At 49.9% G+C, this 15,645-nt stretch carries 12 protein-coding genes; 6 read left to right on the top strand and 6 right to left on the bottom strand.

Features of this window, described 5'->3' with window-relative positions:
• Window positions 1-4 precede the first annotated feature (4 nt).
• From H6F93_RS06345 to H6F93_RS06335, 3 genes are all read right to left on the bottom strand, one after another.
• Window positions 5-682: a response regulator gene (locus H6F93_RS06345; RefSeq protein ID WP_190641961.1), complete on the bottom strand. Its 678-nt coding sequence runs from the start codon at window positions 680-682 to the stop codon at window positions 5-7.
• Window positions 683-1,280: 598 nt separating this feature from the next.
• Window positions 1,281-1,640 (bottom strand): carbon dioxide-concentrating mechanism protein CcmK, encoded by a 360-nt coding sequence (locus H6F93_RS06340; RefSeq protein ID WP_190641960.1) that lies wholly within the window; start codon window positions 1,638-1,640, stop codon window positions 1,281-1,283.
• A gap of 118 nt (window positions 1,641-1,758) precedes the next feature.
• Window positions 1,759-2,067, bottom strand: coding sequence for a BMC domain-containing protein (locus tag H6F93_RS06335; RefSeq protein ID WP_190641959.1), 309 nt, complete (start codon window positions 2,065-2,067; stop codon window positions 1,759-1,761).
• Between the two features lie 170 nt (window positions 2,068-2,237).
• Between H6F93_RS06335 and carB the strand changes: the two genes are divergently transcribed.
• Window positions 2,238-5,570 carry a carbamoyl-phosphate synthase large subunit gene (gene carB, locus H6F93_RS06330; protein ID WP_190679746.1) on the top strand — a complete coding sequence of 1,111 codons (3,333 nt, stop codon included), beginning with the start codon at window positions 2,238-2,240 and terminating at the stop codon, window positions 5,568-5,570.
• Window positions 5,571-5,703: 133 nt separating this feature from the next.
• Here carB and H6F93_RS06325 read toward each other — a convergent pair whose 3' ends face one another.
• Window positions 5,704-7,341, bottom strand: coding sequence for a peptide ligase PGM1-related protein (locus tag H6F93_RS06325; RefSeq protein ID WP_190679745.1), 1,638 nt, complete (start codon window positions 7,339-7,341; stop codon window positions 5,704-5,706).
• 734 nt (window positions 7,342-8,075) lie between these two features.
• On the opposite strand from H6F93_RS06325, the gene dacB reads away from it, so the two are divergent.
• The 5 genes from dacB to H6F93_RS06300 all read left to right on the top strand — a co-directional run bounded on the left by dacB (window position 8,076) and on the right by H6F93_RS06300 (window position 13,571).
• Window positions 8,076-9,575 carry a D-alanyl-D-alanine carboxypeptidase/D-alanyl-D-alanine endopeptidase gene (gene dacB / locus H6F93_RS06320; protein ID WP_190679775.1) on the top strand — a complete coding sequence of 500 codons (1,500 nt, stop codon included), beginning with the start codon at window positions 8,076-8,078 and terminating at the stop codon, window positions 9,573-9,575.
• Between the two features lie 415 nt (window positions 9,576-9,990).
• Window positions 9,991-10,383, top strand: a complete 393-nt coding sequence (locus H6F93_RS06315) for a BON domain-containing protein (RefSeq protein WP_190641956.1) — start codon at window positions 9,991-9,993, stop codon at window positions 10,381-10,383.
• A gap of 153 nt (window positions 10,384-10,536) precedes the next feature.
• A complete protein-coding gene (locus H6F93_RS06310) occupies window positions 10,537-11,073 on the top strand; it encodes a DUF937 domain-containing protein (protein ID WP_190641955.1) in 537 nt (178 codons plus the stop codon).
• Between the two features lie 41 nt (window positions 11,074-11,114).
• Window positions 11,115-12,236 carry a DNA topoisomerase IB gene (locus tag H6F93_RS06305; protein ID WP_190679744.1) on the top strand — a complete coding sequence of 374 codons (1,122 nt, stop codon included), beginning with the start codon at window positions 11,115-11,117 and terminating at the stop codon, window positions 12,234-12,236.
• 132 nt (window positions 12,237-12,368) lie between these two features.
• On the top strand, window positions 12,369-13,571 hold the full coding sequence (locus H6F93_RS06300; protein ID WP_524537905.1) for a ferrochelatase: 1,203 nt from the start codon (window positions 12,369-12,371) through the stop codon (window positions 13,569-13,571).
• A 128-nt stretch (window positions 13,572-13,699) separates the two neighbouring features.
• Here the strand turns inward: H6F93_RS06300 and cupS are convergent, their stop codons facing one another.
• Entirely contained in the window at window positions 13,700-14,101 is a 402-nt protein-coding gene (gene cupS, locus H6F93_RS06295) for a CO2 hydration-associated protein CupS (RefSeq protein WP_190641953.1), read from the bottom strand.
• Window positions 14,102-14,224: 123 nt separating this feature from the next.
• A complete protein-coding gene (gene cupA, locus H6F93_RS06290; RefSeq protein ID WP_190679743.1) occupies window positions 14,225-15,532 on the bottom strand; it encodes a CO2 hydration protein CupA in 1,308 nt (435 codons plus the stop codon).
• Between the last annotated feature and the right edge of the window lie 113 nt (window positions 15,533-15,645).

The raw sequence follows: 15,645 nt of genomic DNA, 5'->3' as shown, positions 1-15,645 counted from the left end.
CGAATTACACTAACCCCGATCGCAATGCGGCAACCGCTGCCTTGATCCGGTCATCCACAGCTAGCTTATTCATGATGGTGCGAACGTGAGCTTTGACGGTACTGAGACTGAGATAAAGCTCACCTGCAATTTCAGGATTGCTTTTGCCGTCTACAATCAGCCGCAGTACTTCAATTTCTCGCTCTGAAAACTGGGCATTGCTCACCGTAGGCGGAGCGGGCTTGAGATATTCAACCACGTGGTGGGCAATTTGCGGATCGAGATAGGCCCCACCTTCACGGGCACAGGCGATCGCCACCTTGAGCTGGTCTAAACTCGTACCCTTCACAAAATAGGCATCTGCCCCACTGGAGAGGGCAGCAATCATTTCGGTGTCATCTGTGTGAGAAGTAAACATGACGATTCGCATCTCAGGCAACTTTGCTTTAATCTGCTGAGTTGCTGCAATGCCGTCCAGGTAAGGCAATCCAATATCCATCAGCACCAGATCGGGGTTGAGCTTAAACGCAGCCTCCACCGCTCGATAGCCATCTTCTGCCTGACCCACCACCGTGAACTGGGGGCAATCCTCCAAAAACTGCTCCATTCCTAGCCGCATCACCGGATCATCCTCAACCAGCAAAATCTTTAACGGCTGAAGATCGGGAACCGGCTTCCCGGAAACGTTTTGGGCAGGAGGCATAGGTGAAGCTCCTCAAAGAACAGGCGTAGCACTCATTCAAATTCTTCCAGTTTTAGCAGAAGAAGGTAGAAGCCAGAGTCCTACTAGTAGGCGATTTTAACCTGCATCAAATTATGCTCAAGAAGACGCACCTCCCCACCCTGACGATGAGAACCTCGTTGTTTAAGATAGGGCGATCGCCATTTCAAGTGAGAATCATCTCACTGAGAACTGCATCATTCCAACTTGGAGTGGGAATCACCTCACTTTAAGTTGCACCATTGTCATTTCAAGTAGGAATGATGTCCCTTGAAACTACATCGTTGTCACTTCAGATCAGAATGGTGTCACTTAAAACTGCATCATTGCCGTTTCAAATAGGAATAATGTCCCTTGAAACCGCATTACTCCTACTACAAATAAGAATTGCGTTAGCCGGGGCCACAACTTAGCCCTATCAATGCAGCTATTAGCCGGTAAGTTGGGCAAAGCAGATGTGTAAACCAACAGAATTTAGGGGAATGTTGGGTTCCGCTTTGCTGCACCCAACCTACTGGGGTGGCAGGCTTAGTTTGCTGGGCTAGGAGTTTTGCCATGACGCAGAGTCAGCGATTTCTATCTACTGAGCTCTGAGTCCTCCGTTACCAGGAAGTCGTCTGGGTTGCTCAACCGAGTCGCGGAATTGCTCAACCGCTTCGGTGTAGGCGATCGGCAACACGCCTTCCACGTTTTCGTGGGGACGGGGAATAATCACCCAAGATTCTAACGTACCGCCGTAGCACTGCTCCGCGGCTACGATGCCCGCATCCATTGCGGCTTTGACTTCAGAGACATCTCCGCGAATATTAATCGTAAACCGAGCGCTACCTGCTCGCAGATAGCCGACTAGCGTGACCCGCCCTGCTTTCACCATTGCGTCTGCCGCTGCAAGCACCGCCGGAAAGCCTTTTGTTTCTAGTGACCCAACCGCAACTGGCATCGCTGATCCCTTCCTCGTAAATACGTAAATGAATGACTGTAATTCAAGATTAATTGTACGAGCCTTCGCTCTGAAATTGCTGAGGTGAAGCGATTAGTTTCAGCTTTGCCTGGACGGGCTAAACGCGGAATTGCTCGACTTCATCTGTAAAAGCGATCGGCAAAACGGACTCAATGTTTTCGGGTGGATTTGGCACAATGTAGTGCGAAAGGACGAGACCATCCTTAACCTTATTTCCAGCTTCAACCCCAGCGGCGATCGCAGGCTTCACCTCAGAAACGCTGCCCCGAATTGCCACAATAAACTGTGCCCGTTCAGCCAAACCATAATAAACCAGCGTTACCCGCGCCGCCTTGACCATCGCATCGGCTGCCGCTAGCACTGCCGGAAACCCATCTGTTTGAATCACGCCGACCGCCATTGGCATGGTTTCAGCCTCCTCGAAAGCTTGCGACCCCGATAATAGCAGAGATCTAGATGTTGCAGTCCTACTTTTTTGGCAAAGCTAAGAAACTTGAATCAGATGATTCAAAACGATTTAGTTGAAAACCTCTACAATAGGTGGGATTTACCAGCCATGACCTTTCTGGTGCCCCTATGCCACGCCGTAACGACTTACACAAGATTCTATTGATTGGCTCTGGCCCGATTGTGATTGGGCAAGCCTGCGAATTTGATTATTCTGGAACTCAAGCCTGTAAAGCCTTAAGAGATGAGGGCTACGAAGTTGTGCTGGTAAATTCAAACCCAGCCACGATCATGACTGACCCAGAGACGGCTAACCGAACTTACATTGAGCCGCTCACGCCAGATCTGTTAGAAAAGGTGATTGCCCGAGAGCGTCCTGATGCACTGCTGCCGACGATGGGCGGACAAACGGCGCTCAACTTGGCAGTGACGCTGGCAAAAACTGGAGTCCTAGACAAATATAAGGTTGAGCTAATCGGTGCAAAGCTGCCTGCGATCGAGATGGCAGAAGACCGCAAGCTGTTTAAGGAAGCAATGGGGCGGATCGGGGTTGCGGTCTGTCCGTCTGGGTTGGCAGAGACGATGGCTGAAGCAAAGGCGATCGCCCTTGAAATCGGCACCTACCCCCTAATTATTCGTCCCGCTTTTACGATGGGTGGCTCCGGTGGCGGTATTGCCTACAACCAAGAAGAATTTGAGGAGATTTCTCAGTCTGGTCTGGATGCCAGTCCCGTTTCCCAAATTCTGATTGAGCAGTCGCTTTTGGGCTGGAAGGAATATGAATTAGAGGTGATGCGCGACTTGGCAGACAACGTCGTGATCATTTGCTCGATCGAAAACCTTGACCCGATGGGCATTCATACGGGTGACTCGATTACCGTTGCCCCGGCTCAAACCCTGACCGACAAGGAATATCAGCGATTGCGGGATGCCTCAATCAAGATCATTCGGGAGATCGGCGTTGAAACGGGTGGCTCCAACATTCAGTTTGCGGTGAATCCGGTCACGGGTGAAGTGATCGTGATTGAGATGAACCCGCGAGTATCCCGCAGTTCTGCCCTTGCCTCGAAGGCAACCGGATTCCCAATTGCCAAAATTGCAGCAAAGCTGGCAGTGGGCTACTCGCTGGACGAAATTCCAAATGACATTACCCGTAAAACGCCTGCTAGCTTTGAGCCGACGATTGATTACGTAGTCACCAAAATTCCTCGCTTTGCCTTTGAAAAATTCCCTGGCTCCAATCCGGTCTTGACGACGCAGATGAAGTCGGTGGGTGAAGCAATGGCGATCGGTCGCACCTTCCAAGAATCATTCCAAAAGGCGCTGCGATCGCTTGAAACAGGTCGGGCAGGCTGGGGCTGCGATCGCGCCGAAAAGCTACCTAGCCTGGAGCAAATCCGCGCCGGACTGCGTACTCCCAACCCTGAACGGATTTTCACCGTGCGCCATGCAATGCTGATGGGCATGGGCGCTGAGGAAATCTACGAGCTAACCTGCATTGATCCCTGGTTCTTAACCAAGCTCCAAGAACTGCTGGAAACGGAGAAGTTTTTGAAGCGATCGCCCTTAAAAGACCTGACTAAAGACCAGCTTTATGCCGTTAAGCAACAGGGCTTTAGCGATCGCCAAATTGCCTACGCGACCAAAACTGCTGAAGACGAAGTGCGTAGCTATCGTCAGCAGCTTGGCGTGATCCCCGTTTATAAGACAGTGGATACCTGTGCCGCCGAATTTGAGGCGCTCACGCCCTACTACTACTCCACCTATGAGAGTAGCTTTGAGGCGCTGACGCTAGACGAAGCGCTAGCCAATCAGCTTAAAACCCATAACACTACGCTCAACACCGAGTCAGAAGTGCTGCCCTCTGATCGGCGCAAGGTGATGATCTTGGGCGGCGGTCCGAACCGCATTGGTCAAGGAATTGAGTTTGACTATTGCTGCTGTCATGCCTCCTACGCCCTGCGTGCCAAAGGGTTTGAAACCATCATGGTGAATTCCAACCCTGAAACCGTTTCGACCGACTATGACACGAGCGATCGCCTCTACTTTGAGCCACTGACCAAAGAGGATGTCCTTAATATCATTGAAGCCGAGCATCCCGAAAGCGTAATCATTCAGTTTGGCGGACAAACGCCGCTGAAACTGGCAGTTCCGTTACAGAGCTACCTGGAATCGACTGACGCAGAATCGATAGAAGGGAAGCCATCTGTTCCCACAAAAATTTGGGGTACTTCCCCTGACTCGATCGACACAGCAGAAGACCGCGAAAGATTTGAGAAAATTTTGCGCGAACTGGGTATTGAGCAACCCCCTAACGGACTTGCCCGCAGCTACGAAGAAGCGGTACGCATTGCTCAGCAAATCAACTACCCGGTTGTCGTGCGTCCTAGCTATGTGTTGGGCGGACGGGCAATGGAAATTGTCTACTCTGATGCTGACCTGGAACGCTACATGACCTATGCGGTTCAGGTTGAGCCAGATCACCCCATTTTGATTGACCGATTTTTAGAAAACGCGATCGAGGTGGATGTGGATGCGATCGCCGACCAAACCGGACAGGTCGTGATCGGCGGCGTGATGGAGCACATCGAGCAAGCAGGGATTCACTCTGGCGACTCTGCCTGCTCTATTCCTACAATCTCACTCCACCCCGTTGCCCTGGATACCATTCGCACCTGGACAGTGCAGCTTGCCAAAGCCCTCAAGGTAATTGGCTTAATGAACATTCAGTTTGCCGTGCAGGGCGAACAGGTTTACATCCTGGAAGCAAATCCCCGCGCCTCTCGCACCGTTCCCTTTGTCTCAAAGGCGATCGGTGTACCCCTGGCTAAAATTGCGGTGCAGGTGATGTCAGGCGAAACTCTAGAGTCTTTGGGCTTCACAGAAGAAGTGATCCCCAAACACATTTCAGTCAAAGAAGCAGTGCTGCCATTTGAGAAATTCCCTGGCACCGACACCATTCTTGGACCAGAAATGCGATCGACAGGAGAAGTTATGGGCATCGACACCGACTTTGGCAAAGCCTTTGCCAAAGCTGAACTCGGTGCAGGTCAACGCCTTCCCCTCAGCGGCACCGTCTTTGTCTCAATGAACGATCGCGACAAAACTGCGGCTGTGCCCGTTGTCCGCGATCTGATGGAACTAGGCTTAGAAGTGGTCGCTACCGCAGGCACCCGGCAAACCTTGCAGGAACACGGACTGGACGTAGAGCTAGTGCTAAAGCTGCACGAAGGTCGTCCCCATGTGCTGGACTGGATCAAGAACCAGAAAATTCAGCTGATTCTCAATACGCCCGCGGGGGAAGCTGCTCAGTTGGACGATCGCCTGATTCGTCGAACTGCTCTGTCTTACAAAATTCCTACGATCACTACGATCGCTGGAGCGAAAGCGACTGCTTCGGCAATTCGCTCTCTTCAGTCTCAACCCCTGGACGTAAAGGCGCTTCAGGACTACAGCGCTTGAGGACTATTTGAGAAATCACAAATGTCTTGTAAGGGCGTAGCATTCGGGCAAGAATCTCTGATTTATTTCAGGGACTACTTACCGAATGCTACGCCCCTACGGGATCTAGGGTTTTAGATTGAACTTTGCACTCTTATCCCTCTCCTCGTCCGTTCCATTGGATTGGCAGCATGGGGGTTGAAGGATGACCAGAATAGCTATTTTGCTCTGTGGTTTCTGAGTCGAGGACTTGAATTACCCGATTGTAGATTTCCTCAGCTTGTTGGGGCGAGTTGCCGATGCTGGTCAGTCCCACTTTGCCGAACTCTGACAAGCAGCCCATCAGGTGAAAAACGGTGCCTGTCTCGGTAATGCTGTTAAAGTGCAGACGATGGTGGGCAATGATGTCCATCAGGTCGCTGGGCAATAGCCCCCGATAGCGGTCTTTTTGCAGGTTGTCAGTAGCAATGTAGTATTTCGGCACACCCTGCTGATTGTAAAACTGACCCGTGGGGCGATCGTAACGCCCGTTAGTCAACAGTTTTAGCGTCATAAATGGATGGGTAGTGCCACCTTTTCGCAGGTTGATTTCGATCGCTTGAAATTCCCACTGTTCGCCCGGAGCGGCACCGTCGCCAGCCCGTCGCACGGCAATAAAGTCTACACTGTAGCGCTCCAAAGCTCCCCGTGCTGCCAGGGCTTTGCCGACTTTCCAGCCCCATTCCTGCAAACGCAATCGATAGGATTCATCAGCGGGGAAGCTGCATCCCAGGAAAATTTGTCCGTCTGGGCCGCCCAAGATCTGATCATGAGTAGAAAGGATCTCAACTTCGCCGCCAGGCGTGATACGTCCTTGAACGCTGGGCGATCGCTTTTCCTCGCCCTCGATAAAGGCTTCAGCGATCGCCCCCAATTCTGGAATGCGACTGCTAAAGTTATCCCAAGTTTCAGTGTCCGATTGGAAGCTGAGCGACTCAAAGCGATCGCGTATTTCCTGAACCCGTTCTGCAGTCGAGGCATTTCCGGGGGCAAGGTGCTGAATCGGTCTGAGGTCAAGCAGTGCATTCCCCTGCCCTGAAAAGCCTTCGTTTAGCTTGATGACCATTCGCTTTAGGTCAGGCTGTCGTTCCCAAAGCTCGACCGCTACTTTTGCTAAGTCTGCCGAGTTCCAGACCAAATCACTCCCATCAGGATGCGGCACCTCAGCTTCGGCAAAAATTTCTCGACTGCCGCTCTTGGTGCCCCAGTAGAGCAGACTTGGATCAAGCCCTAGCAGCGGTATATTTAGCTGTAAAGCCAGATCCCGTTCTAGCGTCGTGGCATTAAAACAGGTCATATAGGACCGCTCTGCACGAATTGCCTGCCGAATTCGCTCGACTAACCGGGGGCGCTCTAAAATCTTTTCGGTCAAAGAGCGGGGGGATGAATCGTAGGCGCACAGAAGGAGGAGGCGATCGCGGGCTTGGGAAAATGGCACCCCTGGCAAAAGCTGGAGGTAGTACTCAATCACACTAGGGTGAATCGGCTGTGAGGTGACGTAGATCAGCCGAGTGCAAGGATTTTGCAGTCGAATCAGAGAAAACAGCAGACGTTCTTCATAGTGATGCACTCCCTTGATCTTGAGAAGCTCCCGCTGATCCAGGCTGAGCGAGGGAATCACCAAAATATCGCAGTCGTTATGGTCGAACTGCTCTACGGCTTGCCAGCGATCGCGTAGCTGAAGCTGAAGCTGCCGAAATTGCTCCAGGTCTTCGCTATACATTGTCGTCGAAGGAATAGTTAAACTTTGCATGACTCCCCCGCCTAGTTGCACAGATTGAAATGAGATTCGAGCTATGAGCGATTCTATCCAGGTATTGTGTTGAATATATCCCTGTCCTGCGGTAGAAATATCCAGGACGGCACCCTACTTCTCAATGGGGATCAACAGTTCGGCAGAGATCAAACCAACGCCAAAAGGTTGCTCAAGTTCCCTTAACCCAAGGCTTAAAACTTTCTCTTTCGTTTGGCTGAGAAGGTTGAAAGCAACCTATACGACGCAAAAGATTAATAGTAACTATGCGTAAGTCTTGACATCTCCTACACTGATCATGACTCATCCTTAGGGTTTCTAGGGAATCTAGAAAAAAGTCTTATTGCATTTGCTCGTTTCTGGTTTTGCGCTTATTTACACAGCAGAGTTTGTTACTTTTCGGGAATCACAGACTCTTTTTGAAATTCCCTACTGTCTAAATACTCTTTGGCGTTGCTTAATTTTGTGGAAGTTTGGAATGAATCAAAAATACGGCGTGTTAGTAGGAAAGTGCTGTATTCCGTACTGCACAATTGCAATGGAGTCAGATTGCCTCCTGTAAGAGGATGTTTGAAAAGTCTAATCTGTAACCAAAAGTTTGTAGGGGCGTGGCATTTGGGCAAGAATTTTCGGTCTATTTTAGAGTCTATCTGCCGAATGCTGCGCCCTTACAGAGGACATTTGCTACTTTTCAAATACCCTCTAAGTTCTGTGTAGAAGAAGTTGGGATTGTGATGCTTATAAGAGGGCTTTTTCGGGTTGGGTTGGGACTAGTAGCGATCGTCATTCCACTTAGCATCGCTTCGGTTAGAGCACAGACTGCTGCTCAAATCCCCGTTCCTGTAGCTCAAGCAAACTCTGAGACGAGTTCAGAAATCTGTCCGACTCAGTTGGCAGATGAGTTGCAGGCGATCGCCAACCGTCCCGAACTTCAACGCTCACGTTGGGGCATCTCCATTCAGACCCTAGCAACAGGTGAAACGCTGTATGAGCAAGAGGCTCAGCGCTACTTCATTCCAGCCTCTACAGCCAAACTGTTGACGACTGCTGCGGCGCTACATCAATTGGGTAGCTCCTTTCAAATTCGCACTTCCGTGCATCAGGCAAACGATCCTGACGAGATGGTTTTGCGAGTTGTGGGACAAGGTGATCCCAGCTTCACAGATGCAGAACTGCGACAACTGGCGCAGCAAATTCGCGATCGCAACATTACTCACATCGATCGCCTGATCGGGGACGACCAGTACTTTCAAGACCCGATTCTTAACTCCAACTGGGAATGGGAAGACGTGCAGGCAGGTTACGGTGCTGGGGTTAATAGCCTGATTCTGAACTTGAATGCGATCGCCCTCACCCTTTCACCCCAAGCAGTAGGACAACCCCTCCAGCTTTCTTGGAGCGATCCGGCAGAAGCCCTGCGCTGGCAGGTTGAAAACAATTCCATCACTACAGCAGCCGAAACGCCAGAATTTTTGCAGCTTGAGCGAGAGTTGAATCAGCCGAGCTTACGAATTTCAGGGCAGTTGCAGGTTGGGGGAGAGCCAGAAGTTGAAGCGATCGCCATTCCTGATCCGAGCCAGTATTTCTTGCGTCGCTTCCAGCGCATTCTAGCTGAAGCGGGAATTACGGTCGGACAAGTTGCAGTGGCAACAAGTCCCGCTAACGGAGATGAGCAAGCGATCGCCACCGTCACATCTGATCCACTGTCGGAACTGCTAATTCAGGCAAATCGGGAGAGCGAGAATCTTTATGCCGAAGCGCTGCTGAGAATCTTAGGTACGACTCCGACAAACTCAACCGATTCCACCTCAGAAGCCGGAATTGCTACGGTTGAAACGACCTTAACCGAATTAGGCGTTGATTCTGAAAGTTACGTGCTGGCAGATGGATCGGGATTGTCTCGCCACAATTTGGTCAGTCCAGAGGCGCTGGTGCAAACTTTAAGGGCAATCGCTCAATCCGCCGAAGCAGAGGTTTATCGAGAATCCTTGGCGATCGCTGGGGTCAATGGCACTCTGCAAAACCGCTTTCGAGAAACTCCGATTCAGGGCAGGCTGTTTGGCAAAACCGGAACGGCAAGCGGCATTGTCACTTTATCGGGCTATCTCGAATTGCCTGATTATCAACCATTAGTTTTCAGCATCTTGGTGAATCAGTCTGACCAGCCCGTGCGAATCATTCGACAGGCGATCGATGAAATGGTGCTGAAGCTAGCTCAGCTTCGTTCCTGCTAAAAGAATTACCTCACTAGATAGAGTTGCTATTCAAACAAATCAAACTGTTGACGTACTTCCATTTCTACTTAAAAAAAGGCTGCCAGAGTAGAACTTCCTAGATAAATAACTTTAGGGATATGTAGACGTAAAATGTTTTGCCTTACAACAGGGGCTAGGTGCTAGAGTCCTCTACTCACGGAGGTTTTAGCTACTGATCTAGTCTCTTTTGCGAAAATTGAAATAGCTAAATTCATCCGCAAAAATATAGATAATTCCTCCTTTAATCCTTCAACAAAAAATTAAGAGTTTCACTAATTCCTGCTAAATCTGATTTCTTCTTTCTACTAACCCTAAGAATGATGTTGTGCCACTAGAAAACTTCCTAACATAGCTGACAAAGCCAAATAACTTAACGAAGAACGAAGGAGTTTTTATGGGTTGGTTACAAAGACTGTTTGGTAAAGAAGAGCAAGAGAAAAAGCAAAGAGCCCACGGTGGACAGGGCAACAGAGCTGCTCAAAGCGGTGGTGGTGTTGCTCAGGCACCCGCTACAACTCGGCAGTCCAGCACGCAGTCCATTCCGCCAGAGCGGGTCGGTTTGGATGGACAGTATGACGAAAGCGGCTTAGCTAAGCGAGTCGCGGCGGCGTTTGATGATGATCCTTCTCTAGATGACATCGACACTCTTTATGTCGCTCAGACTGGCGGCACTGTTGTCCTGAAAGGTAAAGCGCCCAGCCAACAAATTTTGAGCAAGATGGCAACGGTTGCCAAAGGCGTTCGTGGAGCTAGTGCAGTTGATACCAGTCAAGTCACGATTGGCTAGTTTTATTTCCGATTACCTAAGTAAAGGCAATCACGACTTTTAGTGGGGTAGAGCAGGGGAGAGGGTACGAATTTGGTAAATTGCCGAATTTTGCCCTCATCCCCACTTTTTCACCTCAAGCAGACTAAGTTGAGTTTTGAGATTGGAAGATTTATGGGACTTTTTGATCAGGTACTTGGAGCAATCGACAATCCAAATCAGCATGCTAGCTCCAACCAAATTAGCAGCATTTTAGGTGCAGTTCAGCAATTGTCGGGCGATCGCAACGTACCTCCCTCGACTACCCAAACTGTTTTATCCATTGTCGGTCGTCATGTTCGCTCTGCCTTGCAGCAAAAGCGCTCTGCTGGACACAGCGATGAGGCAGAAACGCTAGTCGAACAGTTCAGCGGCACTCATGCTAATTCCGCTGCGGTTCAGTCGCTTTTTGACCGACAGCAGGAAGAAGAAACGGTACGGGATACTGCTAGGCAAACCGGACTGGACATGAACACCGTTCGAGCCATGCTGCCGATACTAATTCCGATTGTGTTGAATTTACTGCAATCTGGAGCCAGCAACCAAAGAACTCAGAACAGACGCGGTTCCAACTCGGTACTGGACACGTTTTTGGGTGGGCAAGACGGACAAGTTGATATTGGGGATGCGGTCGCACTGGCGAGCCAATTTCTCAACCAGCGATCGCGTTAAGCGCTTTTAGGCAAAATCCCAGAGTGGGTCTAGTTACGACAATGCAAGCAAAGACGGCTAAGGTTCAAAAGAAAACAATTCACAAGCAGCTAGAGGCCGTGCTGGTTACAGACCCAGTCAAGTCTGCCAAAGTGGCGGGTCTGCGTTACGTTTGTGACGATAGTCCAGGAATTCGGCGCAAACGGTCTGGCAAAGGCTTTAGCTATGTCGATGTGAATGGCGATCGCGTCCAGGATGCGGTGGTGCTAGAGCGAATCAAAGCCTTAGCCGTTCCCCCAGCTCTCACAGATGTGTGGATTTGCCCCTTGGATAACGGTCACCTTCAGGCGACCGGACGCGATGCCAAAGGACGCAAGCAATATCGCTATCATGCCGACTGGCAAAAAATTAGAAGCCAGACCAAATTCAATCGAATGATTCCTTTTGGTCTGGCTTTGCCATTGATTCGACAAATCACCGAAGAGCATTCCAAACTGCGAGGAGTACCTCGTGAAAAGGTCTTAGCAGCAGTTGTACAACTACTAGGAGCGACTTTCATTCGGATTGGTAATCCTGAGTACGCGGAAAAAAACAAGTCCTTTGGCTTAACTACCCTGCGAAATCGCCACGTTGAAGTCTCAGGATCTACAATTCGGTTTCACTTTCGCGGCAAGAGCGGAGTTGAGCATGAGATTGAGTTGAATGATTGCCGTCTCGCCAAGATTGTCAAAAGCTGCCGTGAACTTCCTGGATACGAGCTATTTCAGTACATCGACGAAGAAGGACAGCGACAAAAAGTTAGCTCCGAAGATGTCAATGACTACCTGAGGGAAATTACAGGCGAAGAGTTTAGCGCTAAAGACTTTCGCACTTGGGCAGGTACCGTTTTAACAGCAATGGAGCTAAGCGAAATTGGACCCTTTGAGTCAAAAACTGCTGCCAATCGAAATATTGTTCAGGCGGTCAAGGCAGTTGCAAAGCAACTTGGCAACCGACCTGCAACCTGCCGCAAATATTACGTTCATCCCGGTGTGATTGATGCTTACCTGGAAGGTTGGCTGCTGCCAATTATGGAGAAATCCCAAACAATAGAGCAGGCTAACCCGAACGATCTCCGTCCGGAAGAACAGGCGGTATTAGAAGTTTTAGAGCAAAATTTTGCAAATACAGGTGGTAAGAAGTAACTATCCCATGCCCAGTGGGGGGATGTTACTCTAAGGGAGATACCTGCTCAGGCAGTAGGGTTTCCTGAGGTGATCTGCACCAGATGGTCACTTCAATCAAAAAAACAGAATTTATCAAACGAGGTGCAAAGAGTGGTTGCTACTCCTAAAAAATTGCAACAGTCTGAAGAAATTCAACAGCCAATCTTAGAGCAAGCTGCCGGTAGCAATCGGGTAGCTGTTTTGCTCATGGGTTATGGCGAAGTCGAAAGTTACGAAGATTTTGCTAATTACAACGAACAGGCGCTAAATCTGCTCACCGCTAAGTTTGCGCCTGTGCCAACCTGGATCTATCCCCCGTTGGCAAAGCTGCTGGCTGTGTTTGATCTGCACGAATGGAGCCACCAGCACGATCACTTTATTTCACCTCACAATGCCATTTTTGAACAGCAGCGGTTGGGCATCGAGCAGAATTTGCAGGCAAAATGGGGCGATCGCATCCAAGTTTTCAAAGCCTTTAACTTCTGTGCTCCCTTCCTGCCAGAACAGGTTTTGACGGAAATCAAAGCCCAAGGTTTTGACAAGCTTCTGATCTATCCGCTGCTGGTTGTAGATTCCATCTTTACCAGTGGTATTGCCGTTGAGCAGGTCAACAAAGCGTTGGTGCAACTGGCAGACGGCACAGAGCATTGGGTCAAGGGAACCCGCTACATTCCCTCTTTCTACAACGAGCCTGCCTACATTGATTTGATGGCTAAGCTGGTTGAAGACAAGATCGCGAAGGACTTAGCAGTGGCTCACCTGCCTTCCCAGACAGGCATCGTGTTGATGAATCACGGCTGCCCCCACAAAGCAAAAGGCTTTACCTCTGGGATCGATGAGAGTCAGGCGCTTTACGAACGGGTACGGGAAAGGCTAATCCACCGCTATCCGCTGATTTCGGTAGGCTGGCTAAACCACCAAACTCCCCTAATCGAATGGACTCAGCCCAATGCAGATCTGGCTGCTAAAAATCTGATTGACTTGGGTGCAACGGCACTAGTGTTCATGCCAATTGGCTTCGCCACCGAAAACCATGAAACCTTGCTGGATGTAGATCACATCATTCACGGATTGCGTCGTAAGCATCCTGAAGTCACCTATGTACAGATGGCTTGCGTCAACGACCATCCTGAATTCTTGCAAATGGCGGCAGATTGGGCAGATCCCCAGATCGAAGCGTTGCTTTCAGAGCAGGCTTTGGCGGTGAATCCATCTTTGGCAGCAGCTCAAGCGCAGTCCTATCACACTCATAGCCATGATCACAACCATGATGGACATCATCACCATCATGACGATCACCACCATCACCACTAAGACTTTCTAAAGAAAGTAGTTTAGAAGCGATCGCCCCTTGAGAGGCGATCGCTTCTTCATTTCCGTACCATGCTCCGCCGGGAACGAGAAAAAACTAAGGGGAAATGAGGGAAAGGCGATCGCCCCACTTATCCCATCAAGATCACCCGATCCAAAACATGAATCACACCATTGTCCGCCTCAATATCTGCGGCTAAAACCGTTGCATTCTTCACCTCAAATCCATCAGCAGTGTTGATGGGAATGGTAGAACCTTCCACCGAAGTGAGTGAATTGACCTTCTCCAAATCCGCTTTCATCAGCTTGCCTGGAACGACATGAAACGTCAGAATTCTGGCGAGCTGAGGTGTGTTTTGTACCAGGGTTTGCACGGTTCCAGGTGGCAATTTGGCAAAGGCATCATCATTTGGCGCAAATACAGTGAACGGGCCAGGGCTTTTCAAAGTTTCTACCAAACCTGCCGCCTGAACTGCTGCAACCAAAGTTTGGAAAGAGCCTGCACCTACTGCAATGTCAACAATGTCAGCCATTTTTACCTCTTACAAATTTGTTATATGGATTGCATAGGATACGGTTAGCGGTAGCGTAACGCATCACCCTTAATTCTTTGGTGCGTTTCTTCGGTGCGTTACGCTATCGCTAACACACCCTATTTATCGGTAGTCTGGATTTTGGATGTTCCGCAGCCTTGCTTCAGGACGCTTGAAGCGATCGAGCTGTGATTCAAAAAATTCTCGATTTGCCTGAAGGTGCTTAGGATTGGGGTCATCCAGTGGATAAAGCAAAGCGGTTCTAAGCGCCTGAATTACGGCTGATGTAACGCAGTACATCGATCGCTGAAAGCTAATCCCCAGCTGAATCAGCATGTCGTCCTCGCCCCGGCAATACTGTTTGTAATAGTCCAGCAGGTATGGGGGCAAGAAGTGCAGCATATCCTGCATTAGCAGTGTCGGTGGAATGCCTGCGGTGCCAACGGGAAATACATCAGCGTAGAGGATGCCGTAGTGGAAATCTTTCTGGTCGTCAGGCACCTGTTTTGCTTGAGCGTTGTAGGATTTGGTGCCCCGGAAGGGAGAAGTGCGGTAGAACACAGCTTCAACGTAGGGCAGTGCGGCTTCATACAGCCAGGTAAAGCCTTTGGACTTCGGAATGATTTCGTAGCATTCACCTCGAATGTAGACGTTGTGGTAGATAGGGCGACCGGCGATCGCAAAAATCCCGTTCACCAAAAAGTTCATCGCTTCTGGGACGCTGGTGAGTTTGCCCTCGTCGTACAGGTCTGACATTTCAAAGAAGACGGGAGCCATCACTTCCCAAAACAGTCCCAGGTTGCTGTAGTAGGACATCTGCCGAACCTGTTCGATGAACATATCGGGAAACATCTTGTACATCCCCATCATCACCGGGTTGTATTTGAAGTAGGCTTTGATGGCGCGATCGGCGTTAGCAATGTATTCTTCACTGTCGAGGTAAGGGTCAAAGCGGTTGATCGGAGCGTACATGTTGCGATGCCAAAGCATCACCCGCATACACTCCTCGGCGAATTCCATGTTGACGCGATCGTGCCATAAGTGGTGCAGCAGTTTAGGCAGCTTACGCTGAACTTCGCCTTTTTCGATAAATTCCAGCAGTTCAGGGTGAGCAGTAGCTTCGCCGCGCCAGATGCGGAGATCAGCATCGTCCCCGGCGTAATGATTATGCAGTTCTAAATATTCTTTGGGTAAAAAGTATTTGAAAAAGGGCAGCGGTTCGAGGAAGACCCGCTCGGCAATGTAAAGCAAGTCACGCCAGTAAAAGTCCATTGGCACGGCGTAGGCTTTGTAAATGCCGATGATTTGCTTCAGGTTTTCAGGGCTGTCAGGCAGCATTGCTTCACCTGCTTCGAGCCGATGGATGATGTCGGCAAATTCGTGAGTAGAGGGGGGAAGTTTGGTTTTGGGGGTGTCGAGAGTGGTAGTCATGTTTCGGGAGTAGGAATTTTCTTAAGGGGAGTTAGGGGCTGGGGACTAGGAGCTAGGGTGTGAATTAAAACCTTCTTAGCCTGCAAGTCCCCCATTCTGAACAGCTTTTTGAA

The sequence above is a fragment of the Leptolyngbya sp. FACHB-671 genome, assembly GCF_014695745.1.
Lineage (GTDB): Bacteria > Cyanobacteriota > Cyanobacteriia > Elainellales > Elainellaceae > JAAUTN01.
Note: the sequence above shows the minus strand (reverse complement) of the source record. Positions and strands in the feature narration are given on the sequence as shown.

Coding starts and splice junctions, on each gene's coding strand:
- carB (WP_190679746.1), top strand. CDS start 2,238: ATGCCACGCCGTAACGACTTACACAAGATTCTATTGATTGGCTCTGGC.
- H6F93_RS06340 (WP_190641960.1), bottom strand. CDS start 1,640: ATGCCAGTTGCGGTTGGGTCACTAGAAACAAAAGGCTTTCCGGCGGTG.
- H6F93_RS06310 (WP_190641955.1), top strand. CDS start 10,537: ATGGGACTTTTTGATCAGGTACTTGGAGCAATCGACAATCCAAATCAG.
- H6F93_RS06335 (WP_190641959.1), bottom strand. CDS start 2,067: ATGCCAATGGCGGTCGGCGTGATTCAAACAGATGGGTTTCCGGCAGTG.
- H6F93_RS06325 (WP_190679745.1), bottom strand. CDS start 7,341: ATGCAAAGTTTAACTATTCCTTCGACGACAATGTATAGCGAAGACCTG.
- H6F93_RS06315 (WP_190641956.1), top strand. CDS start 9,991: ATGGGTTGGTTACAAAGACTGTTTGGTAAAGAAGAGCAAGAGAAAAAG.
- cupA (WP_190679743.1), bottom strand. CDS start 15,532: ATGACTACCACTCTCGACACCCCCAAAACCAAACTTCCCCCCTCTACT.
- dacB (WP_190679775.1), top strand. CDS start 8,076: ATGCTTATAAGAGGGCTTTTTCGGGTTGGGTTGGGACTAGTAGCGATC.
- cupS (WP_190641953.1), bottom strand. CDS start 14,101: ATGGCTGACATTGTTGACATTGCAGTAGGTGCAGGCTCTTTCCAAACT.
- H6F93_RS06345 (WP_190641961.1), bottom strand. CDS start 682: ATGCCTCCTGCCCAAAACGTTTCCGGGAAGCCGGTTCCCGATCTTCAG.
- H6F93_RS06305 (WP_190679744.1), top strand. CDS start 11,115: ATGCAAGCAAAGACGGCTAAGGTTCAAAAGAAAACAATTCACAAGCAG.